Source organism: Streptomyces changanensis, assembly GCF_024600715.1.
Lineage (GTDB): Bacteria > Actinomycetota > Actinomycetes > Streptomycetales > Streptomycetaceae > Streptomyces > Streptomyces changanensis.
Genome location: NZ_CP102332.1, coordinates 6720788 through 6744912 on the forward strand (window position 1 = coordinate 6720788; position 24125 = coordinate 6744912).

Annotated in this window: 16 protein-coding genes and 1 pseudogene; 13 read left to right on the forward strand and 4 right to left on the reverse strand. The window is 73.0% G+C overall.

The window, feature by feature from the left end; translation table 11 throughout:
• The first annotated feature begins 70 nt into the window (after nucleotides 1–70).
• On the forward strand, nucleotides 71–4762 hold the full coding sequence (locus NRO40_RS29570; protein WP_058940929.1) for a tetratricopeptide repeat protein: 4692 nt from the start codon (nucleotides 71–73) through the stop codon (nucleotides 4760–4762).
• A gap of 980 nt (nucleotides 4763–5742) precedes the next feature.
• On the opposite strand, the gene NRO40_RS29575 is transcribed toward NRO40_RS29570, so the two are convergent.
• The gene (locus tag NRO40_RS29575) at nucleotides 5743–6375 is read right to left on the reverse strand and encodes a flavin reductase family protein (RefSeq protein ID WP_058940928.1); all 633 of its coding nucleotides are present in this window, start codon (nucleotides 6373–6375) and stop codon (nucleotides 5743–5745) included.
• A 66-nt stretch (nucleotides 6376–6441) separates the two neighbouring features.
• Between NRO40_RS29575 and NRO40_RS29580 the strand changes: the two genes are divergently transcribed.
• Both NRO40_RS29580 and NRO40_RS29585 read left to right on the forward strand, forming a co-directional pair.
• The gene (locus tag NRO40_RS29580) at nucleotides 6442–7233 is read left to right on the forward strand and encodes an ArsR/SmtB family transcription factor (protein WP_058940927.1); all 792 of its coding nucleotides are present in this window, start codon (nucleotides 6442–6444) and stop codon (nucleotides 7231–7233) included.
• A 118-nt stretch (nucleotides 7234–7351) separates the two neighbouring features.
• The gene (locus tag NRO40_RS29585) at nucleotides 7352–8254 is read left to right on the forward strand and encodes a hypothetical protein (protein WP_198549274.1); all 903 of its coding nucleotides are present in this window, start codon (nucleotides 7352–7354) and stop codon (nucleotides 8252–8254) included.
• Nucleotides 8255–8640: 386 nt separating this feature from the next.
• Here NRO40_RS29585 and NRO40_RS29590 read toward each other — a convergent pair whose 3' ends face one another.
• The gene (locus NRO40_RS29590; RefSeq protein ID WP_079046858.1) at nucleotides 8641–9936 is read right to left on the reverse strand and encodes a cation:proton antiporter domain-containing protein; all 1296 of its coding nucleotides are present in this window, start codon (nucleotides 9934–9936) and stop codon (nucleotides 8641–8643) included.
• A 1387-nt stretch (nucleotides 9937–11323) separates the two neighbouring features.
• On the opposite strand from NRO40_RS29590, the pseudogene NRO40_RS29595 reads away from it, so the two are divergent.
• From NRO40_RS29595 to NRO40_RS29615, 5 genes and pseudogenes are all read left to right on the forward strand, one after another.
• Nucleotides 11324–11497 (forward strand): annotated as a pseudogene (locus tag NRO40_RS29595) (IS5/IS1182 family transposase); the annotation flags it as partial.
• Nucleotides 11498–11814: 317 nt separating this feature from the next.
• Nucleotides 11815–12024 carry a hypothetical protein gene (locus NRO40_RS29600; RefSeq protein ID WP_058941741.1) on the forward strand — a complete coding sequence of 70 codons (210 nt, stop codon included), beginning with the start codon at nucleotides 11815–11817 and terminating at the stop codon, nucleotides 12022–12024.
• A gap of 147 nt (nucleotides 12025–12171) precedes the next feature.
• The gene (locus NRO40_RS29605; RefSeq protein WP_058941742.1) at nucleotides 12172–12792 is read left to right on the forward strand and encodes a restriction endonuclease; all 621 of its coding nucleotides are present in this window, start codon (nucleotides 12172–12174) and stop codon (nucleotides 12790–12792) included.
• Nucleotides 12793–13582: 790 nt separating this feature from the next.
• A complete protein-coding gene (locus NRO40_RS29610) occupies nucleotides 13583–14908 on the forward strand; it encodes an alpha/beta hydrolase (protein ID WP_157901816.1) in 1326 nt (441 codons plus the stop codon).
• 811 nt (nucleotides 14909–15719) lie between these two features.
• Complete coding sequence (locus NRO40_RS29615; RefSeq protein ID WP_232791022.1) at nucleotides 15720–16037, forward strand: hypothetical protein; 318 nt, start codon at nucleotides 15720–15722, stop codon at nucleotides 16035–16037.
• A gap of 109 nt (nucleotides 16038–16146) precedes the next feature.
• Here the strand turns inward: NRO40_RS29615 and NRO40_RS29620 are convergent, their stop codons facing one another.
• A complete protein-coding gene (locus NRO40_RS29620; protein WP_408057070.1) occupies nucleotides 16147–16749 on the reverse strand; it encodes a CGNR zinc finger domain-containing protein in 603 nt (200 codons plus the stop codon).
• Nucleotides 16750–16831: 82 nt separating this feature from the next.
• Between NRO40_RS29620 and NRO40_RS29625 the strand changes: the two genes are divergently transcribed.
• From NRO40_RS29625 to NRO40_RS29640, 4 genes are all read left to right on the forward strand, one after another.
• The gene (locus NRO40_RS29625; RefSeq protein WP_058941691.1) at nucleotides 16832–17626 is read left to right on the forward strand and encodes an MBL fold metallo-hydrolase; all 795 of its coding nucleotides are present in this window, start codon (nucleotides 16832–16834) and stop codon (nucleotides 17624–17626) included.
• 123 nt (nucleotides 17627–17749) lie between these two features.
• Nucleotides 17750–18835, forward strand: coding sequence for an LLM class flavin-dependent oxidoreductase (locus tag NRO40_RS29630; protein ID WP_058941692.1), 1086 nt, complete (start codon nucleotides 17750–17752; stop codon nucleotides 18833–18835).
• A gap of 92 nt (nucleotides 18836–18927) precedes the next feature.
• Complete coding sequence (gene ssuE, locus NRO40_RS29635; protein ID WP_058941693.1) at nucleotides 18928–19476, forward strand: NADPH-dependent FMN reductase; 549 nt, start codon at nucleotides 18928–18930, stop codon at nucleotides 19474–19476.
• Nucleotides 19477–19538: 62 nt separating this feature from the next.
• A complete protein-coding gene (locus tag NRO40_RS29640; RefSeq protein WP_079046973.1) occupies nucleotides 19539–20819 on the forward strand; it encodes an MFS transporter in 1281 nt (426 codons plus the stop codon).
• 234 nt (nucleotides 20820–21053) lie between these two features.
• Here the strand turns inward: NRO40_RS29640 and NRO40_RS29645 are convergent, their stop codons facing one another.
• Nucleotides 21054–22694: a helix-turn-helix transcriptional regulator gene (locus NRO40_RS29645; protein ID WP_058941694.1), complete on the reverse strand. Its 1641-nt coding sequence runs from the start codon at nucleotides 22692–22694 to the stop codon at nucleotides 21054–21056.
• Nucleotides 22695–23117: 423 nt separating this feature from the next.
• On the opposite strand from NRO40_RS29645, the gene bdeA reads away from it, so the two are divergent.
• Nucleotides 23118–24056 carry a bis(hydroxyethyl) terephthalate hydrolase gene (gene bdeA / locus NRO40_RS29650; RefSeq protein WP_058941695.1) on the forward strand — a complete coding sequence of 313 codons (939 nt, stop codon included), beginning with the start codon at nucleotides 23118–23120 and terminating at the stop codon, nucleotides 24054–24056.
• Nucleotides 24057–24125: the final 69 nt, after the last annotated feature.

The window sequence follows — 24125 nt, forward strand, 5'->3', positions numbered from 1 at the left end:
CACGCCGTCCCCGTCGAACCCCGGATCGAAGAACGCCGTGCCCGCCGTCATCGCCCCTGGTGGAGGAAGAGTGGACAGCAACCGGGTCGTGCGCGTGGCGCACCGGCAGGGTTGGGCTTCCGGATTCGAGATCTCGCCACGCCTCGTCCTGACCGCCGCCCACGCCGTGCACGGAGTGGGCAAGCCTCTACGGGTCGCCTCGCTCCGCTCGCTCCGATCCGGACAGTGGTACGCGGCCCGGGTCGTGTGGCGCGGCCAACCGGAGGCCCCCCTGTCGACGGTAGGCGCAGGGGACGCGGGCGGACGGGTCGACGCGGCCTTGGTCCACATCGAGTCGGCCGACTGGTCCGGCGGGGCCGAGAGCCCGGTGCGCTGGGGGCGGGTCGTCGCCGAGCGCGACCCGGTACCGTGCCGGGCCTGGGGTTTCCCCCGCTCGGAGCACCCCTCCGGCGAGGTCGAGCAGGCGTTCGGCACCATCAGCCCCGGCAGCGGTCTCATCGGCGGCACGTACGAGATCGACTGCAACACCGGGCGGGTCCGGGAGGCCGACGGGTCACCGTGGGCCGGTATGTCGGGGGCCGCCGTCCTCTGCGGTGATCTTCTGACCGCCGTGGTGACAGCCGACCTGCCCGGCCACACACCTGCCCGACTGCGGGCCGAACCCGCCGCCGTGCTCCTCCGGGCGAAGGGCTTCCGCGAGACGCTCGACGCGTACGGGGCTCGAGGGCACCACGTACCGGAACCCGTGGAGTACGCGGCCCTCACCGACCCGGACGGCAGCACCGCGGAGGAGGCCCCGCACTCCCTCGCGGAGCTGTTGCTGCCCGACCGCGAAGTGGTGCCCTTCCGGGGCCGCGACGGCGAACTGGCCGCCCTGCGTTCCTGGTCCCGCACGCCCGGACCCGGCGTGTGCGTGCTCCACGCTCCGGGCGGCCGGGGCAAGAGCCGTCTCGCCCTGGAGTTCGGCCGGACGCTGCCCCCGCAGTGGGCCGTGCTGCGGCTGGGCCAGGGACGCGCGGACGCCGTCCGCGACCTGCCCCCGCCGGCCGTACCACTCCTGGTCGTGGTCGACGGGGCCGACACCCGCGTCACCGACACTGCGGCCGTACTGGAGCTGATCGCACGCCACCGCCACGCCCACGTCAAGGTCCTGCTCCTGGCCCGCTCCGACGCGTGGTGGACGGACCGGGTGTGCCGCCCCTCCGTGACGGCGTCGACCCTCATGGCGCAAGCCCTCAACCTGCCCCTGCCCGAGCAGGAGACGGACGCCACCGCGCTGGCGACCGCCTATGAGGACGCCGTCGGCGCGTTCGCCTCGGCACTCCCACGCGTGCCGGGCTGGCGGCACCACCCCTGGCGCACCCTCGCCGAGCGCCTGGCGCCGCCCACGGCCCACGACGGTCTCGGCTCACCGCTCACCTTGCAGATGACCGCCCTCGTGGGCCTCCTCGACGCCGCCACCAGCCGCGCTGCCCCGGGGGGCGGCACGGTGGCGCACCGCGCCGGCGACACGGCGTCGGTCGAGGAACAACTCCTGACGCACGAGCGACGGCACTGGCTGAACGTCGCCGACGGGCACGCCCCGCTGACCGGGCTCTCCGAGGAAGCCCTGCTCCACGCCATGACCGCCGCCGTCGCGCTCGGCGCGCGGGACCGGCGGCACATGGCCGGCCTCCTCACCCGGGTCGAGCTCCTGCGGGACCAGAGCGAGGACCGCCGCCGCGCGGTGTCCGACTGGATCCAGGCCGCCCTCCCCGTCACGGGCGGCCGGATCGTCGGAGACCTGCGACCCGACCGGCTGGCCGAGCGCTTCGTGGGCGCCGGACTGAGGGACGAGCCCGCACTGGCCGACGGCTTCCTGCCCGGCGCCGACCCCGCGCAGGCGGCACGGTTCCTCACCCTCGTCACCCGCGCCTGCGCGCGCGGCGTCCTCGACGAGGAGAAGCTGATCGGCTGGTGCGTCCGCCACCGCGACGTCCTGGCACGCCCCGCGATCGACGTGGCCACCGAGGTGGAGGCCCCCGACCCGCTGGTACGCGCCCTCACGGCGATCAGCGACGACCCGGACGTCCCCCTGCCGGAGCTGGAACGGCTCGCCGACCACCTCCCCGCGAGCACCTACAACCTCGCCCCCTGGGCCCTGCACCTCGCCCACAGGATCGTCGAGGTCCACCGGGAACAGGCCGGCGACGACCCCGAGCGGCTGGCCCGGCTCGCCGTCGCCCTGCGCGAACTGTCCAAACACCTCGAGCACATGGACCGCCACGAGGAAGCCCGCCATGCGGCCGAGGAGGCCATCGCCGTGTGGCGCGGCCTGCCCGCCCCGCATCCGCGACGACTCTCCGAGTGGGGGTCGTGCCACAGCAACCGGGCCCTGAGCCTCGTACGGCTGGGCCGTCGTGACGACGCGCTCCGCTCCGCCCGCACCGCCGTCCACGCCCTGGCCCTCGTGGAACCGGCGGAAGCAACCGAGACCCTCGACCGCCGGGCCAAGGCGCTCACCACACTGGCCGAGGCCGAGCGGAGCCTCGGCGACCACCAGGCCGCCGTACACGCGATCACCAGCGCCGTCGCCCTCAGCCGGAGGCTGGCCGTCCACGACCCCGACCGGTACACGCCCCTGCTGGCCGACGCCCTCCAGAACCAGGCCGTCTACCAGCTGGACGCCGGCCGCCCCGCCGAAGCCCTCGAAGCCGTGCGGGCCGCCGTGGACCTCCACGAGACGCTGGTCGAGGCGCGCCCCGACGCCTTCAGGCCCGCACTCGCCCTCGCGCTCGCCACGCTCTCCTCGGCCTCCCAGCTCATGGGCCTGCGCCGCGAAGCCCTGGCCGCGTCACGCAGGTCCGTCGCCATGCGCCGCGTCCTCGCCGAGGCGCGCCCCGACGTCTACCTCGCCGACCTCGCCACCACCCTCAACCACCTCTCCATCGACCTCGACAACCTCGGCCTGGCCGACGAGTCGCTCGACGCGATCGAGGAGTCCGTACGCCTCTTCCGTCGCCTCGCGCACGACCATCCGGACCGCCACCGTCCGCGGCTGGTGCTCACGCTCAACTCCCTCGCCAACCGGCTCAGCTCCGCCGAACGGCACACCCGTGCCATCGCGACCGCCGAGGAGGCCGTGGACGGCTACCGGCGACTCGCCGCGCAGCAACCCGCCGCCTTCCGGTCCGAACTCGCCATGGCCCTCGTCACCCTGGCCTACACCCTGACCGTCGCGGACCGGCCCGACGAGGCCAGGCCGTTCCTGGAGGAAGCCGCGGCCCGCTACCGGTCCCTGGCGGCGGCCGATCCCGGCGCTCACACGCACGACCTCGCGATGTGCCTGAACAACCTGGCCGTGCTGCTGCACCGACTCGACGACCCCGCCACCGCCCTCGAACTCGTCGACGAGGCCGTCGACCTCGGCACCGCGCTGGAGGCGAACGGCTCCGGCGCCTACGCGGACGGACTGGCGAGGAACCGGCTCGTGCAGTACCTGTGCCTCGTGGACCTCGGCCGGTACGAGGACGCCGCGACCGCGGCCATCGAAGCCGTGGACCGCCTGCGGGCCCTGGCGCGCGAGGCGCCGCAGCGATACGAGCAGACCCTGGTCTCCGCCCTCTCGGCCACCAACGCCCTCCTGCACGGCACGGGCCACGGCGAACGGGCCTCGGAGCAGCTGGACGACGCCGTGGTCATCGGCCGTCGACTCACGCGGGACGACCCCGAGCGCCACCAGGAGGCCCTGGCCGCGAACCTGGAAGCCCAGGGCGATCACCTGTGGCTGCTCGGCCGGGAACGCGCGGCGCTCAGGGCCGCCGCCGAAGCGGCCCGCCACCGCCGCGCCGCCCACCGGCGCCGGGGAACCCCCACCACCGCACTCGCGGCCGTACGGGCGGCGACCGTGCTCGGCGCCCGCCTGATGGGGAGCGGTCACCGCGCGCACGCCCTGCGGGTGACACGTCAGGCCGTCAGCGCACTGAGGCCCCTGTACGCCGCCGCGCCCGACGCTCACGCGGCCGCGCTCGCGCGGCTGCTCGCCCAGTCGCAGCTCCTGCTCTTCCACGCGGGCGCCGCGGACGCCGCGATGGACACGGGGGCCGAAGCGGTGCGGATCGGCCGGGAGGCGGCCGACGCGCGGTCGGACGACAGGACGGCGGACCAGGTGCTCGCGGGCCGGCGAGCCGCCGCGGAGGCGCTCGTGACGCACGGCTTCGTCGGTGGCGAGCTGCAGCGGGACGGTTCCGTCGACGTGCTCGGCGAAGCGGTCGTCCACTGCCGTGGCCTCGCCGACCGCGCGACCCTCGAGGACGAACTCCTGCTGGCCCGCGCCCTGGGCTGCCACGGCCGTCTGCTGGCGGCCGACCCGCGGCGGCACGCCGAAGCGCTCAGGTGCACCGCCGAGGCGGTCGACCTCTGCCGCCCGCACGCCGACCACGTCCCGATCCTGCGCTCCCCGCTGGCCTTCCTGCTCACCACGCACGGCCTGCGCCTCGCCGAGGCCGGACACGCGCGGGAAGCGGCCGCGCTCACCGACGAGGCCCTGGAGAGCGCCCGCGCGCTGGCGGCCGGGGAGCGGCGCGCCCACCGGGACCTGCTCGCCCACGCCCTGGAGGCAGTGGCACGTGCCCGTCTGCTCGCCGGGGACCGCTCGGCGCTCGCACGGGACGCCGCCAGGGAAGCGTGCGATCTCTTCGAGGAGATAGCCCGCGACGAACCGGCCGCCACCCTGCCCTACCTGCGTCAGGCGCGGGAGACCCGTGAACGCCTCGGGGCGTGAACGTCGGCGTGCCCCCGCCTGACGGCGTCCCGGTGGGGGCGGAGGTGCCCCGGGTCCGCCCGCCCTGACGTGGGCGCGAAGCCCCGCTGGTGTGAACGGTCGTGATCCCGCCCAGCGTGCAGGCTCGCCGGCACCGGCGCCGGCGGGACGTTCCGGGCGCGTGACTCCCGCCCCGCACCGACAACGTCCGCGTGGAGGCCGGGCGGTGACGCGCCGACAGGCCACGCCCGGCCTCCGAGGCAGCCGGGCGCTCGGATGCAGCAGGGGCCGGTGGCGGCCGTCCTCTCCGAACAATGGCCGCAGACCCCCCGCGCTGCCGGAGGGGAACCGGGGCGTTCCGGCACACGCTGTCACGGCAGGACGCCACGCCACCCGGAGCTTGCGAAGGCAGCGGGCCCGTACCAGCGCCCGCCGCCCCGGGGTCCCGCCGCCCGCCGTCCCGCCGCCCGCGACAGAGGGTCCCGGCCCGCCAAGGCGTCGGGGTCGGCCGCCGCCCTCCTGCCCGCAGCCGGCCCGGCCGCCGCCCACCACTCCGCCTGCTGGCACCGCTCGGGTTCGGGGCTCCCGTCTGCCCTTGCCAGGGGTACGCCGCCTTGAGCGACCCGGCATGACCCCCGCCGGCGACCCGGGCCGGCCCGCCCCCTCGCGATGATCCCGCCAAGCGTGCACTGATCCCACGGTGATGCTGGAGGCCCTGGAGGGAGGAGCCCCCTGGAGGGGTCACGGACCATCCAAGGCCCCCAGCCGTATGGGCTGCCTCGGATGATTCGCAGCGCTGGTGCCACACACAGGGACGGGCGTTGTCAGGCCTGCGGGCCCCAGAGGGAGGCATCGCGTTCCGTGGACGACAGGCGTTGATGGGCTTGCCTGAGGCACCGGGTCGCCTGACAGGACAGCCCGGGGACGCTCCCGGTGAAACCTGCCGGTCAGCGTGTACGGGTTGGTTCGACGTACGGGCGGTTCGAGTCGTACCCGCCTCCTCATCGCCCGGTGGGTGTCTGCGAGGTGAAGCAGTGGCCCAGTTCGGGGGCGAGGCCGTGGTAGTGGCGGAAGTTGAAGATGAGCGGGCTCCAGAGGGTGGGGTCGATGTGCTGGGTGCCGGGCACGACGATGCGCCGGTCGGCGTGGACGCGTGCCACCGCACACTCCACGATCAGGAAGTGACCCTGCGAGTCCGGTGAGCTGCGCCGGACCCGCGCCTCGAGCTGGAGCGGGCACTCGGCGACGCGCGGAGCCCGTACCGTCTCGGACGGCGCGGGCGTAAGGCCGGCCGCGGTGAACTTGTCAGGCTCGTAGCGGTAACCCCGTGCCCGCTTGGCGGCGGGCACAGGGGACGCTCCGGTGAGCGGGGCGAGCCGCTCCACCGCGCCCCACAGGTCGGGAGAGGGCAGGTTGATCACGAGTTCCGGCCGGGTGGCCAGGTTGGCTGCGGTCCGGCTGTCGGCACCGAGGCCGAGCACCACGGTCTGCCCGAGCGCCCAGACGGAGGAGACCGGGGCCACGTTGGCCGAGCCGTCCTCGTTCTCCGTGGTCAGCAGGGCGACGGGGGTACCGAAGTAGAGGATGCTCGGGGCTATCGCGATGTGCGAGGGCGTGCGTGTCGCTGTCGTCATGGACGGCAACCCTAGGATCCGGACCCTTCGTCGACGGCCGAACTGTCGCCGGACGAGACTGTAGGGGTGACCAGCTTCGACGGAACCTACGCAGACGGCCCCGACCTCGCCGAGTTCGCGGGGCTCTTGGCGGACCGTACCCGCGCGGCGTTCTGTCTGGCGTTGCTTGACGGCCGTGCCTGGACCGCGTCGGAGCTGGCACGTACCGCGGGCGTCGCACGGTCCACCGCCAGCGCGCACCTGGATCGGCTGGTACGGGGCGGCATCCTGGCCGAGGAGCGACAGGGGCGGAATCGGTTGCTGCGGCTGGCGACCGCGGACACCGCCGAGATGATCGAGAACCTGGCCGCCCGGGCCCGGTCGCGGCCGGCCCCGGTGCGCTCGCTGACCGACGCCAACCGTCGCCGCGCCCTGGCACAGGCCCGCGTCTGTTACGACCATCTCGGGGGCGCGCCGGCTGTGGCGATCACCGACGCGACGACGGAACGCGGTCTGCTGGCCTGGGACTACGGGCCGGCCCTCACCACCGCGGGCCGGGACTGGCTGCGCGATCTCGGCATCGCCGACGACGGCCCGAACGCCTCCTGGCGACCTCATGTCCGTACGTGTCTGGACTGGACGGAACAGCGCCCGCACCTGGCCGGCGCCGTGGGCGCGGCGCTCTTCCGGCACGCGCTGGAATCATCGTGGCTGGTGCGCCGGAGCACGACCCGGATGGTCACCGTGACCGATGCGGGCCACACCGCGCTGCGCACCCGGCTCCGCCTCACCGACGATGCGCTCGTCCGCCCGGCCGCGCCGGCCGGGACATCGACGGGTTCGGGGGCTCCCGGGGGCGGGGGCGGGGTGTCCACGTGAGCGCCCCGCACCGTCACAGCGCTGGACGACTCCTCCTCGTGTGCCTCCCCCGTGAGAGGGAGCGGAATGGTTCGGCGGGAGGATCCGAACCGGCCGCATCGCCGGGAGGTTGGACCTCATGAACACCGATGCAATGCGCCCCGGCTCGTGCGGCGAAGCTCCGGCTGAGGAGCCGGCCATGTCACCACTGCTGAGAGTGCGCCGCATCAGCGGCTACGGTGTCGTCGTCGCGGTCACTCCGTACCTGCTGATCAAGATCTTCTGGACCTTCGGTCTCTTCCTTCCGCACGAGCGGATGGGTGAAAACAGTTGGCGCGCGATCAACGCGGCCACCGCGCTACTCGCCGCGGTGGCCGTCTTGTCGGCAATGGCGTTCGGCAGGCCGTGGGGTGAGCGGCTGCCCGCATGGCTGGTGGCCCTGCCCGTATGGGTGGGCACCGGCCTGCTCGTTCCCGTGGTCTTCCTGGCGCCGGTGCTCGGCCCAGCCGCCATGGCCCGGGACGAGCAGGCCGGCGCGGGCGACCTCTGGGCCTACGAACAGATGCTCGTCATGGTCTCCCTCGTCGGGATCGGCATCGGTCTGCCGCTCGGTCTGGCGGGGTACGCCAAGGCGCGGTGGCCCGAGGCGCTTGGCGGCCCGACCGACTACGCCGAGCGGCCGGGAAGCACCCGGCAGTTGCAGATCAGCCTCGCCGGGCTGGTCGCCGCCGGCAGCATCCTTCTCGGTGTCACCAAGCTGTACTGGGCGACTGGTGGCACCCTCGGCATCGACCCTGCCCTGCGCGACGAACGTGACATGTGGTGGCACCTTCTGTCTTTCAGCACCGGCGCGTGGGCCCTCGCGGGGGCGTGGGGCCTGCTTGTGCTGACCACCCGCCGCGGGTCGCGGAGGTTCCTGCTCCCCATGGCCGCGGCGTGGATCTCATCGGGAACGCTCTTCTCCAAGCCACCTACAACAGCTTGTCCTCCACGCGCGCCGACGCGCAGCCCTCTCCTGAGTACCCGCTGGCGCAGGTACTGACCAGCGAGGCCGGCATCGTCCTGGGAGCGGTGATGGGGATGACCATCCTGCTGGTGTTGCACGACCGCAGGCGCGCTCTACGTGACGAACACTGAGGGCCCGCCGGTGGGGCCCTTTCGCCGGCTCCAGGGCCGGAGCGACCATCCTTCGCCGACTTCCTGGCCGGCACCGACTCCGCCCGAAGCCGTGGTCGCCCGGCTCGGCCTTGACGCCGCCGAGCGGCCGACCAGCAGGTCGCCCTTCCTGACGTGGTGGCGGAGACGGGCCGGGTCGGCAACGCGGTAGGCGGGCGCTGGAGATGAGGCTGCGGGGCCCTTCCGGGCGAGGCGCTGCCGCTGCGGCCGACGACGGTCGGACACGTGAGGGCGCCCCGCGCGGTCCGTTTCCTATAGGGCGTGTCCCTTCGCGTGTTCGGGGGAGTGGGTGCCTCCGGAGTCCTCGACGGGCGTGAGGGGCTCGGCGTCGGTGCGGTCTGCGTCGGTGGGGCGTCCCAGCAGCCAGGTCAGCAGGGGACCTGCCATCGCGGTCGTCACCACGGCCATGACGACCATGAGCGAGTACAACTCCTGGTTGAGGAAACCGAGTTGGAGGCCCACGTTGAGGACGATGAGTTCGGTGAGGCCGCGGGTGTTCATCAAGGTGGCCAGTGCCGCTGACTGGCGCACCGGCATCCGGTTCAGGCGGGCGGCGGCGAACGCGCCGATGAACTTGCCGCCCACGGCCACCAGCAGGATGAGCCCGAGGTCCCCGAGCCCACTGGCGTCGAGCCCGGAGAGGTCCACCTTCAAGCCGGCGACCAGGAAGAACACCGGCAGGAGCAACGTACCGCTCATCTGTCCGAGACGATCGTGCACATCGCGGCGCAGCTGCTCCGTGCCGTTACGGGGGAGGACGACGCCGAAGAGGAACGCGCCGAAGATGTAGTGCAGGCCCAGCCACTCGGTGGTGGCTGCGGAGAGCAGCAGGCCGGCGAGGATGCAGGCGAAGGTGGTCGGGGTGAGCCGGAGCGACCCGCGGCGGTCCGCGATCCGGCGCAGTGCGGGGCGCAGCAGGAACAGCATGGCCAACAGGTACGGGACAGCCAGAAGGATCCGCCACTCGTCAGGGCCCGCCGAGCCGCTGACGGCGACCACGGCGGCGAGCAGGAACCAAGCGAGGACGTCGTCGATGGAGGCGCAGGCCAGGGCGACCACGCCCAGGGGTGTACGGGCCATGCCCCTGTCGGTCAGGATCCTGGCCAGTACCGGGAAAGCGGTGATCGACATGGCGATACCCATGAAGAGCATGAACGCCGTCTTGTTGCCGGTGCCGTGGTCCTCCATGAGGTAGAGGGCCAGGGCGGCGCCGAGCCCGAAGGGCAGCAGGATGGAGCTGAGCGAGACGCTGGGGGCGATGGCTCCGCTTCCGCGGATCAGGGCCGCGTCCCACTCCAGTCCGACGATGAACATGAAGACGGCCACCCCCACCGCGGCGAGTGCGCCGAGCAGAGGCCGTATGTCGGTGGGTAAGAGTGCGTCCGAGATCGCCCCGTGGAAGAGGGTCGGCCCCAGTGCGATGCCGGCGAGAACCTCGCCGATCACCGCGGGCTGGCCCAGGCGGCGGGCCAGCGCGCCGAGCAGCCGCGCCAGGAGCACCATGGCGGCGAGGCCGACGAGAAGCGAGATGGTCTGTTGCGTGGTCATACGGTCCGTTTCCGTCGATCGTGATCCGACCCGGGACATCGTGTGCCGGCCGAGGTCGAGTCGAATGGGCAGGGCAGGCAGGCGTACCGGGCGGCGCCACCGCTCCTTCGTCGGAGCCAGGCGTGTCCGTTCGAAGCCCGGATGCCTGATCGGTGTCGGGGTCCCTTCCGGGTGGGGGTGATCAGTACAGGCGGTGGTGGAGGTGCATGGGCAGACTGCCTGTTGCCCGCGGGACTGACGAGGAACTCAGTTGAACACCTGCGCGGTCCGCCGAATACGGTGCGTGGCCGATACCCACGGGTCGAACACCTCTTGGAGCGCGACCGTGTGGGCGCCACGAGGACCACCACTCCCCGGAAGCGGGCAGGGAAACGACGCCGGTCGTCCCGTGGAAGATCTGCGCCCCACCGCTCGGGGCACGATCGTGCCTCTCACGGGCGGCGCGGTCGCCAGTGGGGCGATCACACCGCGCATCGCACCACTCGCGAAGCGCTTCACCATCCCGGCCCCCCGCACAGCCCGCATCCCGCGCGCGATGACGTCCACCCTGCGCACCCGATGCGCGGCCATGATGTGGTGCGGTCCGCCTGCACGCGATGCGCACCGTGACGGACTGGCAGTTCATGGCATCGTCGGGGACGACGCTATTTCTCCACTCCGATGCACACCCATCGCATGTCCACGTGTCCACGGCCGTGTCGAGGGGACATATGCCGCCCTCCAGGGGCCTCACTCCACTGCATCGAGCCCGTTCAGTGGGTGCCACTCCCCGGCCACCGACCCCAGTCACCCACCCCCGCGCCCCGGGCCCCTCATGTTCGTCGCAGGACGCTCGTGGTGCGGCCGTCCGCCGCCCCACCGTCCGCCGCGCTGCCTACCCGCTGCGGACCGTATATTGCCGCGGCCGCCTCTCCGTCCGTCGCCCGGCAAGGTGGAACCGGGGGGAGTGGGATCCGGTCACCGGCCGTCGCAGTAGTCGGTGAGGGCGGTCGTGGTCGCTGAAAGCTTGCCCGGCGCGCAAAGTGTGGCTCTTCGGGCAGGTCATCGCCGTGCGGGTCTGGCCCCGGTCCAGGGAGTGCCCTAACGGACACACCTGTGTACGTGGCCGCACGTGCGATCGCGACGCGTCCCAATGCACGGGCCGGTAGGGCGGTGATGCTGAGGGGGGACTCCTCACGCCTCCACCGGACCAGCTTGGGTGTTCCTGTCCGTGACCCCAGGCACGAAGGGAGCACACGCCGCTGGCTACCTTGCCGGCGTCCCTCGAACCGGGAGGCAGCCCGTGTCGGGCTGGGTGGCCCTCGGAAGTGCTTGCCGCCGTAAGCACGGTGGCGGGGTCGGACGGGTCGTATCACAGTCGTCACGGGGGGGGTATGCCGGAAGCTTGGCCCTTCTGGTCGCGGCTTACTGGGGAGCGCGTCTCACGATGCGGCACGCGCCCCGCGGTTCGGGGCAGGGAAGTCCGCGGTGGACCGCATCATCGACCACCTCGGGCCATCGCTCGCTCTCCGGCTCCACAAGCGCTTCGTCCAAGGACACCGTGCTCGTCGTGGACGGCACGCAACGACGTCTCGTACGGCAGGAGCATGTCTGCGCCCAGCCCGCAACCGAGGCTGAACACCACCGGCTGCCGATCGGTACACGGTCGACGGAGCCGGTTCCGGCAGCCGTCCATGAGGGCGTCAGAGGCCCGCCTGAGCACCCGGGTGCCTTGAGGGTCAAGCTGATCGGCGCGGTATTCGGCCAGGTCCGATGGCTTTGTGCCATTCGTCGGCAACCCGCCTCCGACATCAGTCACGCCTCGCTACACAAGAACGCGGGGGTGGCGGGCTGCCGCCCGCGCCTGTGGCGGCCGATCGGTTGGGGAGGTCTGGGCGGTTGCTGACCATCAACGTGTCCGTGCTGCTCGCAGTCATCGTCTTCTTCCGGCTGCGGCGTCGTACGCAGGCCCGCAGTCGGAACGAGGAGAGGACCACTGCCGTCATCATCCTGGCGCTGGGCGTTCTGCTCGCTCCCACCCCGGTCGGCCAGGGAATTGTGAACATCCTGGGGCAGTTTGCGAGCAGCGTCACCCAGGCCGGCCGATGACCCACCGCACGCGCAACTGGTCGGACGGCGCCCGTCCGCGCGCACGCTGCGGATCACGGGACCGGGGAGCGGGGGAGCGATGGCGGTACGTCGACGGCGCCGGCGCTTGAAGAAGCGGACCCGCAGGCAACTGCAGGGCTGGCTGTGGTGGCGGCGCTGGCCGCAGTGGTGTGGGTCGTCGCGAACTGGTCGATGGTGTGGCCCGTCCTGCTGGCCGTAGCCGCCGCAGCCGTGTTGGGCGGGGCCGGCTGGGCGTTGCTGCGGGCGCACCGCCGTGCGGTCGGCCGGGACCGCGCATGGCGGGCCCAGGAGGAGGCCCGGGCGCGCGAGTTGTCCATGGCCGAGGTCGACGCCCTGTCGTGGCAGGAGTTCGAGACGTACATCGCGGAGCTGTGCCGGCGGGACGGCTGCACGAAGGTCGTCGTCAGCGGCAGGAGCGGCGACCTGGGCGCGGACGTCGTCGGCTACCTGGCCGACGGCCGCAAGCTGGTCGTCCAGTGCAAGAAGTACGCGCCGCACCGGAGCGTCTCCTCGCAGGACATGCAGAAGTTCGTCGGTACCGCCCGTCTCGAGCACGGTGCGGACGTCGCCTTGTTCGTCACCACCTGCCGCACGTTCACGAAGGCCGCGCTGGGCTTGGCACTGCGCCAGGACGTCGTGGCCCTGCACCGCGACCTGCTGGGCTCGTGGGTCAAAGGCGCTCATCTGGAGACGCTGATCCCGCTGAACGGCAGCGGCGGCGGCACCAGGCGGCGCCCCCCTGCCTGACCGCGACACGCCAGCTGATCGACGGATGCGTGCAGCCGGGCGAGTCCGCGGAGCAAGGGGTTCTCCTCGGCCCATGTGCCGATGACCCTGTGGGCCGGGCAGAAGATGTGGGGCTGCTCCCTGAACTCCCTGGATGTCGTGGAGTACCAGCGGTGAAAGGACCAGCGGTGCACTCACCACGGTCCTGGCAGCGACGCGACTGACGCGGCCACTCCCCAGTGGGTACGTTTCGATACCTGGCGCCATGCCCGGTTCATCACCCACGACGAGCCGCACAAGCCACAGGCCGTGCAGCGCGCCGCTCACCCCCCCTCCTCTCCGTTCCGGGGCCGCCGCCGCAGCAGCAGACGAAGTGCGCCGGTTCCGTCGGCCGGTGATTAGGTGATTAGGTGATCCGGTGATCCAGTGGGCTTGGATGACGACGTGGCGGAGGCGGTTGGCGAACGGGATGCGCAGGTGTCGCCCGTCAGTCCTCGCGTCCGACTGCTGCGTGGCCACTCTGCACGATCACACCCGACGATGGGCGGTGGCTCGCAGTCACCCTCATCTCGTATGAGATATGGGTCGCCGCCGTGTCGCATCGAGGGCGTCGGAGCTTCGTCCCTAGGTTCGCAACATCACCGCGAACAGGGAGAGTGACGTGTCACGAAAAAGAGGGTTGCTTGCCGCTGTGCTCGCCTGCGCCGGCCTGGCGGCGGGGACCGTACCGGCGCTCGGCACGGGGAACGGAGACGCCTGGCGACCGTGCCCCGCGAAGCGGACGGCGCAGTGCGCCACGGTGCGGGTACCGGTGGACTGGAGCAGACCCGACGGCCCCTCGATCCGCCTCGACGTCGCACGCAAGCCCGCAAAGCGGCCGGCCCAGCGGCTGGGAACGCTGGTGGTGAACTACGGCGGCCCCGGCGAGCACGATGTCGGTGAACTGCTGGACGAGGACGACGGTCCCCTGGAGCGCCTGCGCGACCACTTCGACCTGGTGGCCCTCAACACGCGCAACGTCCACGTCAAGTGTGGTGCGCGTCTGGTCGCCATGGCCGATCAGATGCCGGTGGTACTGGTCGACCAGCGCGCCCACCGCACCCGTGTGGCGTACAACCGCGCGCTCGCCGCGAGCTGCCGCACTCACAGCGGCGGGCTCTTCGGCCACGTCGACTCACGTGCCATGGCCCGGGACGTGGACGCCGTGCGCGCCTTCCTCGGTGAACCGCGCATCAGCTTCCTCGGCATCTCCTACGGCACGGTGATCGGCGGGGCTTACGCGCAGTACCACCCGACTCGACTGCGGGCGCTGGTGCTCGACAGCACCCTCGACCACAGCCTCGACGCCGCCGCGTTCACCCGCGACACCGCCGCGGCGATGGAGGAGACCTTCCAGGCCGCCGCCCAGTGGTGCGCGACGAGCACCAGCTGCGCACAGCACGGACACAGCCCCCGTGCCATCAGCGCCGGGATCCGCCGGCTGTTCACCGCGGCGGAGGAGAACCGACTCGCCGACGCCGAGGGACGCCCCGTGTCCGTCGACGCGCTGCTATGGGGCAACCTCTCCTTGCAGCAGTCCTCCGAATCCTCATGGCCGGCGATGTTCGAGGAATGGGACGACTACACCGTCCTGCACACTCCGCCGCGTACCCGACCGGCCTGGCCCGCCTTGCCCGGCGACCCCGGGCCCGCCACGGAGGAGGCGGAGACCGCCCTGCTGTGCGCCGACTGGCACACCGGGAATGACACGCACCGGCAGGCCGCCCGGATGTGGGCCATCAGCAAGAAGGCCGCCCCCAGCGTCTTCGGCAACCGCATGCACCTGGAACGCGCCGCACGCTGCGCCGGATGGCCTGCCCCCGTCACCTACCCGCAGCAACCCCTGCGGGCAGCAGGCGCTCCACCCGCCCTGGTCGTCAACGCCCGCTACGACGTCTCCACCCCCCTCACCCAGGCCCGCTCCACCACGACGCAGCTCCCCGGCGCCCGCCTGCTCACCTACGAAGGCGCCGGACACTCCGTCCACCTCCGTCTGGGCAGCCCGTGCGTCCGGACCGCCGTCGAGCGCTACCTGACCACCCTGCGCCTCCCCCGATCAGGAGCCACCTGCCCCAGCACCGACCACCCACCCCGCTGACAGCGGTGCGCCGACGAACACCATGACCGTGAGGTTGCGGGGAGGACGAGGCGGCGAAAGACACCGGCCCCCTCGGGTGGCCTCCCGCGTCCGCCCCTGGCCGCCTCCGGGCCGCAGCCGCCGTCGGCCCCTCCGCACCCGACCCGCCTGCCGTCCGAGGCGCCGTGCCGCCACCGCGGCGCCGTGCCGCCGCGGGGCTGCCCGTCGCCGCGCCATGCACTGCGCACGCGCCCCGCCGCGCCCCGCCGCGACCGGTCGCCGCCCGGCCGCTGCCTGGCCGCCAACGTCGCGGCCCCGGCGCCGATCGCCGGATTCCCCGCGGTCCGCCGTTCCTCCATCCGCCGACGGCTACCCGTCTCCGGGCCCGCCCGGCCCAGGCGGACCGGCCGCGCTTGCCCTCCGCCCTGCCTCCGGCGTCCACCGCCCGTGCCGGGCCCCAGCCTCCCCCGAGTCGGCCGGACAGCAGTCGAAGAGGGGGACCGCGAGCGCCATGCGGGGGACGGCGCTCGAGCCGTACTCCGCTACCGTGCTCGGATCGGATGTGGTGCGCGCCTCCTGCAACGCCAGCAGCCCGGTCAGCGCTGCGGAGTCGACCGCCTCATCGAGGACTTCGTCTGCGGTGAGCTCGCCGCCGGCCGCCAGGTCCCGCCCCCAGGTTGCGGTCGTCCCGCCACCGCGCCGCGACCTCTTCGCCGACGGTCGCCAGGTCCATCGCGGCGGACTGCTCCACCGTCGGCAGCGGCACGCCGTGCGCACGAAGGGGGCCGGCCCGCCTGGTGAGTTTCTGGGCCTCTGCCGCAGCGCACCGGCCGTGCACATCGACCTCCTCATCGACGGCCTTCTTCAGCGCGCGGTCGTCCTGGTCCTGGTCGTCGCTGTCGGCGGGCTGCGGGTCGGTGTTCTCCATGCTCTCCCCCTGGTCGGTCTCGGGTGCGGCGCACACCTCCAGGCGCCGACGAAGGAGCACCGCGAACAGCTCGACGCGATCGTGGCCGAGCTGCTGGACAAGCACGGGCTGCGGTTGCGCTTCGAAGGGGTCGTCCACCACGACGACAACGGCTCCCTGCGGCAGAGGCTCGGATCCTCGCCGTGGCCGTGGCCGTGGCCGTGGCCGTGGCCGTGGCCGTGACCCGGTCCGGGCCGCCGGGCCAGGTGTACGTCAGGTGGTGGCCCGCGCGGCCCGGCTGCGCCGGGGGCCTGGTGCTGTCGTGTCCTGTCGGGCCGGCGGTGTGGCGTCGTCACTCCATCGCGGTGCGCCGGGCGTAGGCGCGGGCGGCGCGGGCGCGGTCGCCGCAGCGGGTGGAGCACCACTGGCGGCGGCCGTGCTTGAGCAGGAAGCGGTTGCAGGGAGGGGAGGCGCAGGCGGTCAGGCGGGCGGCGTCGGGGGCGGTGAGCAGGTCGGCGGCGTCGGTGGCGATGACCGCCAGGGCGTGCTCGACGATCGCGGTGGTGGGGTGGGGTGTGGCGCGGTAGGGGCCCCTCTTCTCGTCCCAGAGCAGCAGGGATGCGGTCGGGACGCGGGTCATCGCGGCGTTGATCGCCGTGACGGCGGCGGGCAGGGCGGGCTGCCCGGCGACACGGGAGGCCAGTAGCGATCTGACCTGTTCGCGCAACGAGCGCAGCTGCGTCGCGCACACCTCCGCCAGGCCGGCGCCGGCCGGGGCGAGATCGCGCCGCGCCAGCCACTGCTCGGCCCGCGCCGGGGTGCCCAGGAGGTCGGCCGTGTGCCCGCCGGGCAGCGCGACGGCGCTGTTGGCCAAGGCCAGGGCGGGGTGCTCATCCTCGCCCGGTGCCGACGGCAGGGCGGCTTCTTCCGTCACGAACTCTTCCATGCTTCTCATGGTACGGGTTGCATCCAACCGTGAGACATGCCTACAGTCGAGTCACGGTTAACGTGCAATCTATCCGTGAGGAACTCTTTTCGTGTCTTCCCCGACCCCGCAGACCGCCCCGTTCCCCGTCCGCGTCTTCGGCGGCCCGACTGCCCTCTTCGAGTACGGCGGCCTGCGCTTTCTCACCGACCCGACCTTCGACGGCCCGGGCGACCACCAGGCACCGGCCGTCGTGCTGACCAAGACGGCGGCGGCTGCCGGCAGCCCGGCCGATCTCGGCCGGGTCGACGTGGTCCTGCTCTCGCACGACGAGCACGCCGACAACCTCGACACCTCCGGCCGGGCCCTGCTCGCCGACGTCCCTCTGACGCTCACCACCCCCGGCGGTGGGGAGCGTCTCGGGCAGGCGGCCACCGGTCTCGCCGACTGGCAGTCGATCGAGCTCGATCGCCGGGACGGCGTGCCCGGCACGGTCACCGTGACCGGCGTGCCCGCCATCCACGGCCCCGGCCAACGCGAGGAGGTCGAGCCGATCTGCGGCGAGGTCGTCGGCTTCGTCCTGACCGGCGAGGATCTGCCCACCGTCTACGTCAGCGGCGACAACGCGTCCCTCGACGCGGTCAAGGAGATCGCCGAGCGCTTCGCCCCGGTGGACACGGCCCTCCTCTTCGCCGGAGCACCCCGCTTCCCTGACGTCTTCGACGGCGGGCTGATCGTCCTGGACAGCGCCCAGGCCGCCCAGGCCGCGAAGATCCTCGATGCCGGCCGCGTGGTCCCCGTCCACTACGACAGCTGGGCCCACTTCACCGAGGGCCGCGACGAGCTCGTCGCCGCCTTCGCCGCCGCCGGTCTCGCCGACCGCGTCGACTTCGGCGTCCGAGGCTGACCCACGCACGTCGGGCCCACACGCCGGACACGGACGGGCGCCGGCCGACGCGGACCCGCCGCGGCTGTCGGCCGGCGTCCGGCCCCTCCCTCACCTCCCACACCACCCAAGGACCGCACCACCGTGACCGACCCGATCCGCGGCACCCGCCACGGCTCCGCCCCCGCCGCCCTGTCCGTACTGGACTCCGCCATGACCGGCACCGGCCAGACCGCCGCGGAGGCGTTGGCCGGCAGCATCGAACTCGCCCGGCTCGCCGACCGGCGCGGCTTCACCCGCTACTGGACGAACGAGCACCACGCCATGCCCGGCGTCTCCACCTCCAGCCCGCCCGTCCTGCTGTCCCGGCTCACCGCGGAGACCAGCAGGCTGCGGCTCGGCGCGGGCGGGATCATGCTGCCCAACCATCCGCCGCTGGTCGTCGCGGAACAGTTCGGCATGCTGGAGGCCCTCGCCCCCGGCCGCATCGACCTGGGCCTGGGCCGCGCCCCGGGCACCGATCACGCCACTGCCGCCGCGCTGCGCCGCGGCGCGAGCGGCGCCGAGGACTTCCCCCAGCAGGTGGCCGAGCTGCTGCACTTCCTCGGCGACGACTTCCCGGCCGGGCACCCCTACGCCGACCGCCTGTACGCCGTGCCGGGACCCGCCCAGGACCGGCTCAACGGCGTCGCCCCGCCCACCGGCCGCCTGCCGGTGTGGCTGCTCGGTTCGTCCGGTTACTCGGCGCAGCTCGCCGCCCGGCTCGGTCTGCCGTTCGCCTTCGCCGCGCACTTCAACCCGCGCGACGTGGTGGCCGCCCTGCGCCTGTACCGCGAGCGGTTCACTCCGTCCGAGGCCCTGGCCGAGCCGTACGCGCTGGTCAGCTTCACCGTCGCGGCATCCGACGACGAGCGTGAGGCCCGCCGCCAGGCCGGCACCCTCGCGCACGCCATGCTCCGCATGTTCCAGCGCAAGTCCTATCTGCTGCCGTCCCCCGAGGAAGTGGACGCCTACACCTACGACGCCCAGGAACGCCAGGCCGTCGACAGCTGGCTGGACCACGTCCCGCACGGCACCCCCGAGCAGGTCACCGGACACCTGAACCAGGTCCAGCGGGACTCCGGCGCCGACGAGCTCATGATCGGCAGCGTCGGCCACTCCGTCCGGGCCCGGCTGCGCTCCACCGAGCTGATCGCCGACGCCTACGGCATGCCCGACAGCCCGCTCTGACACGGGACGGGCGGGCCTGCCGCCCACCAACGCCCGCACCCCTCACCGCCAAGTCCCCTGATTCCCTGTCCGGGAGTTTTCGAGGAGTTCCCGTGGCCACCGTCCTCGCCCTGTCCGGCAGCCCGTCCCGTACCTCCCGTACCGCCCTGCTCGCCGAGCACACCGCAGCGGGCCTGCGGGCCCGCGGTCACCGGACCCACCTGCTCGCCCTGCGTGAACTGCCCGCGGCACCGCTGCTCGCCGCGGACACGCACGACGCGTCGCTCGCCCGCGCCGTGAGCCTGGTGGCCGAGGCCGACGCCCTCGTCGTGGCCACCCCCATCTACCAGGCCGTCTACTCCGGCCTGCTCAAGACCTTCCTCGACCTGCTGCCTCAGCACGCGTTCGCCGGGAAACCGGTGCTTCCCCTGGCCACCGGCGGCAGCTCGGCCCACGTCCTCGCCCTCGACTACGCCCTGCGCCCGGTCCTCACCGCGCTCGGCGCCCAGGTCTGTCAGGGCCGGTTCGTCCTGGACCGGCACATCACGACCGCCCCGGACGGCGCGGTGATCCTCGACGACGACGTCGAACGGCAACTTGCCCGCACCGCGGACCAGTTCGCCCGCGCTCTCCCGTCCCGCGCACCCCTGACCGCCGCCTGACGACCACCGACCGTCTCGCTCGGTAGCCCCCCGGCCTCCCGGCGTCCCGAAGGTACGTACACATGGCCCACCAGCCCCTCACCCCCACCCGCACCCCGCCCGTCACCGCTCCCGCCCCCGCCATGTCCGCGGTGCAGAAGCGCACCCTGACCGTGCTGCTCGTCTCCCAGGTCCTCAGCGGTGTCGGCCTCGCCGCCGGGGTCACCGTCGCCGGGCTGCTGGCCGGGCAGATGCTCCACGACACCTCGCTGTCCGGACTGCCCATCGCCCTGCTCACCGCGGGCTCCGCCGTCGCCGCCGTCGTCATCGGACGCGTCTCCCAGTACCTCGGCCGCCGCCCCGGACTGGCCGCCGGGTATCTCACCGGCGCCCTCGGCGGTGCCGGTGTCGTCGTCGCGGCCGCGCTCGGCAGCCCAGCCCTGCTGTTCGTCTCCCTGTTCCTGTACGGCGCCGGCACCACGTCCAACCTCCAGGCCCGATACGCGGGAGCCGACCTCGCCGCACCCCGTCAGCGCGCCCGCGCCACCTCCACCGTCATCGTCGCCACCACCGTCGGCGGCATCACCGGACCGTTGCTCGTCACCCCCGCCGGGCACCTCGCGACCGCCCTCCGACTGCCCGAGCCGGCCGGCCTGTTCCTCCTCTCCACGGTCGCGTTCACGCTGGCTGGGCTCACCCTCCTCGTATGGCTGCGGCCTGACCCGCTGCTGCTCGCCCGCACCCTGCCCGCGCCTCCTGCCGAGAGCGCACCGGCGGATTCCCCCTCCCGGCCCGGGCCCGGACTGCTCGTCGGTGTCGTCGTCCTGGTCCTCAGTCAGCTCGTCATGGTCGCCGTGATGACCATGACCCCCGTCCATATGCACGCCCACGGCTTCGGCACCACCGCGTCCGGCCTGGTCATCGCCTTGCACACGGGCTCCATGTATCTGCCGTCACCCCTGGCCGGCCGCCTCGTCGACCGATTCGGCGCCACGGTGATGAGCGTGGTGACGGCCGGCACGCTGTGCGCGGCGGGAGCAGTCGCCGCCCTCGCGCCCGACCACTCCTTCCCCCTGATCGCCCTCGCCCTCGTCCTGCTCGGCGTCGGCTGGAGCTTCGGCCTGGTCACCGGCACCGCGATCGTCACCGACAGCACGCCCCTGGCCACCCGCGCCAAGGTCCAGGGACTGGTCGACGTCGCCATCGCCATCGCGGGCGCCGTCGGCGGCCTGGCCTCCGGCATCGTCGTCGCCTTCGCCAGCTACCCGATCCTCGCCGTTCTGTGCGGCGTCCTCGCCTCTGTGGCCGCGCCTGCGGCCATCGTCGCGGCCCGCAAGGGCTCCTCGCGCGCCTGTCCGGCGTAGTCGGGGTGGGACCGCAAGACGAGCGAAACGTGCCACACACCAGCCGCCAGGCAGGCCACAGGCGCGAGTCGGTGGCGAGGACCTCCGCTGACTCGAAGGGACGACAACGCGAACAGCGAGGGTGTTGCATGGGCGGTAGCCCATGAAACATCCGACCGCGCGGCCCCATCTGCGGCGATCATGTTCCATGAGGTGTTGTCGCCTGCCGGTCGGACGTCCCGGCTCCCGCCCCGGTCAGGCGTTCTCGCCCCCGCCGCCCCTCCGTTCTGTTCGGTCGCCGTTCATCAGCAGTGCCAGCTCGACCCGTGAGCGGACGCCCAGCTGGCTGAAGATGTTGCGCAGGTGGTGGTCCACGGTGCGAGGGCTGAGCGACAGTCGCGCGGCCACTTCGCGGTTCGTGGCGCCCGACGCCACCAGGCCCGCCACGCGCTGTTGTTGCGGAGTCAGCCGCCCGAGAGCGCTGACGTCGTCGCCGGCTGCGCTGTCCCCGGCGGCCCGCAGCTCGGACCGTGTTCGCTTCTCCCACAGCAGGGCGCCGCAGCGCTCGAAGCCCACCAGGGCGGCCCGCAGTTGCCGCCGGGCCTCCAGGGGTCTGCGTCGGCGGCGCAGCCACATGCCGTAGGACAGGAGCGTGCGGGCGTGCTCGAACTGGCCGTCGGCGGCCTCGTGCTCCGCCAGAGCCCGCTGGTACAGAGTGTCGCAGTCCTCTTCCCGGGCCGTCAGGGCTCGGAGACGGGTCAGTTGGGCCGTGGCCTGTGGATCGGCGCCCAGGGCGGCCCACTCGGCGTACAGGTCGACCATGTCGGTGACGTCCTCGTCCAGTCCGGCCAGGACCGTCGCCTCCACGAGGCACGGCACCGCGAGCATCCACAGGCCGAAGTGCCCGCGCCGGGGGCCCGGTCGGAGCAGCGGCGCGAGACGGGTCGCGGCCTGTTCGGCCCGGCCGTGGCCCAGGTCGGCACGGGCGCGGGCCCACTCCGCCATGGTGCTCACCTGGAGCAGCCCATGCGGCCGGGCGACCGACAGGGCGGCCTTGGCGTGGTGTTCGGTGGCGGAGTCGGCGCCCACCAGGGAGAAGACCAGTGCCAGCAGGGCGTGGTGTTGGGCGCCGATGTTGCGCTGACCGAGTCGGCGGGCGGCACGCAGACCTTCCTCGGCGTGGGCACGGGCCTGGTGGTGGAAGCCGGCGCGCAGTTCGGCGTAGGCCAGGAACTCCAGGATGCGGGCGGTCGGCCCGGACACGCCCTGGGCGCCGGCGGCCGCCAGGGCCCGGCCGAGCAGGCGCCGCGCGGCGGCGATGTCGCCCAGCACCAGCGCCGCGCGGCCCGCGTACAGCAGGGCGTCCGGCTGCTGTGTGCGCGCCGCGGCCGCGAGCAGCGGTTCCAACTCCTGCGCCGCCCGGGCGAAGTCGAGCAGCACGATGTGGCGCATGCCCGCCCGGAAGGCGCCCCACGGTGCCGCCGCGGCGTCCGAACCCTCGGGGCGTTCGGCCGGTGGCGTCTCGTCCGCGGTGCGTCCGGCGGGGCGCTCCAGCGTCTGGAGGTAGGCCGTGAGGTCGCCGGCGGCCCAGGCTGCTTCCGCCGCCGCCGCGAGGGCCTGCTCCGCGCCCTCCACATCGTGCGACCCCAGCGACTCGGCCGCGAGCAGCAGGGTCTGGTGGGCATCGGCCACGGGGCCGTCGCTCGACAGGAGCAGGCCCCGCTGCAGTTCGGCCCGGGCGCGCAGCGGCGCGTTGTCACCGGCCGTGCTGCGGGCGGCCACGAGCAGGGCAAGAGCGCGGTGGGTCTGCCCGCCGTGGCGAGCACGCTCGGCAGCCTTGAACAACTGGGAGGCCCGGTCGCCGCCCGTGTCGGCTGTCTGGTCGTACATGTTCATTGCCGCTTCCTGTCTTACGTTTCCGGAGCGTAACAGACGGTTTGAAGACATCCTGGCGAGAATTGGGTGGCTCAACAGCGCAGAAGCACGCGGCCCGGGCCGCGGCCGTGAGCGTGCTGAGTGTGACCTGTGAGACTGGTGGTTCCACCGATGCGCAGGAGTGTCCCCGCTCTTACGCTGGGCCCGGCCGATCGTCCCGGGGCGACCCCGGGGACCGGCCGCAGGCGTCCCATCAGGAGTGCCCCACGCTCCTGCCGTCCCACAGGGCCCGGACGCCTACCCGATCCACGTACCACCGTCCTCCTCGACCTCCACGACGACACGGTTCACGGCCGACGACACGTGTCGACAGCCGTTGGGCGACCGGCTCCCGGGACCGCCCGCGCACCCGCCGTCAGGGGACGAGGCGAGAGGAAACCGCTCATGCAGGCAACTCCCCAGTCGTCCACACCCGCCCCGGGAAACGGTCCGGCGCGGCACCGCCGTCGGTCCCGCGGCCCGATCCTGGGTGCCCTCGCGTCCGCGGCGGCGCTGGCCGGCCTGGCGACCATGCTCACCGGCGGCGCGAACGCCGCCGAGAACCCCTACGAGCGTGGTCCGGCCCCCACCGAGGCCAGTGTGACGGCCACGCGCGGCACGTACGCCGTCTCCGAGACCAGGGTCCCCCGGTTCAGCGTGTCCGGGTTCGGCGGTGGCACGATCTACTACCCGACCAGCACCGACGACGGCACATTCGGCGCCGTGGCGATCTCCCCGGGGTACACCGCGCGCCAGTCCTCGATCGCCTGGCTGGGGCCGCGGCTCGCCTCCCAGGGCTTCGTGGTGTTCACCATCGACACCAACACCACCTCGGACCAGCCGGCCTCCCGCGGCGACCAGTTGCTGGCCGCGCTCGACTACCTCACGAAGACCAGCAGCGTCCGCAGCCGGGTGGACGGCACGCGGCTCGGGGTCATGGGCCACTCGATGGGCGGCGGCGGCACGCTGGAGGCGGCCAAGGACCGGCCCTCGCTCAAGGCCGCCATCCCGCTCACCGCGTGGAACCTGGACAAGAACTGGCCGGAGATCCGGACGCCCACCCTGATCGTCGGAGCGGACGGCGACACCGTCGCCTCGGTCCGCTCGCACTCCGAACCGTTCTACGAGAGCCTGCCGTCCTCGCTGGATCGGGCGTACCTGGAGCTGAACAACGCCCACCACCTGACGCCGAACATGTCGAACACGACGATCGCGAAGTACAGCATCAGCTGGCTGAAGCGGTTCATCGACAACGACACCCGCTACGAGCGGTTCCTGTGCCCGTTGCCGCGGCCGAGCTTGTCGATCGCGGAGTACCGGGGCACCTGCCCGCACACCGCGTGACCCCGGTCGCCGCCCGCCGGCCCCGCCCCGGACGGGTCGGGTCGGGGGCGGCGCCGCGTGCCGTGCGGG

Bases quoted from the DNA above. Each gene is read 5' to 3' on its own strand.
- NRO40_RS29645 (WP_058941694.1), bottom strand. From the start codon at position 22,694: ATGAACATGTACGACCAGACAGCCGACACGGGCGGCGACCGGGCCTCC.
- NRO40_RS29575 (WP_058940928.1), bottom strand. From the start codon at position 6,375: ATGACGACAGCGACACGCACGCCCTCGCACATCGCGATAGCCCCGAGC.
- NRO40_RS29585 (WP_198549274.1), top strand. From the start codon at position 7,352: ATGAACACCGATGCAATGCGCCCCGGCTCGTGCGGCGAAGCTCCGGCT.
- bdeA (WP_058941695.1), top strand. From the start codon at position 23,118: ATGCAGGCAACTCCCCAGTCGTCCACACCCGCCCCGGGAAACGGTCCG.
- NRO40_RS29620 (WP_408057070.1), bottom strand. From the start codon at position 16,749: ATGAGAAGCATGGAAGAGTTCGTGACGGAAGAAGCCGCCCTGCCGTCG.
- NRO40_RS29640 (WP_079046973.1), top strand. From the start codon at position 19,539: ATGGCCCACCAGCCCCTCACCCCCACCCGCACCCCGCCCGTCACCGCT.
- NRO40_RS29590 (WP_079046858.1), bottom strand. From the start codon at position 9,936: ATGACCACGCAACAGACCATCTCGCTTCTCGTCGGCCTCGCCGCCATG.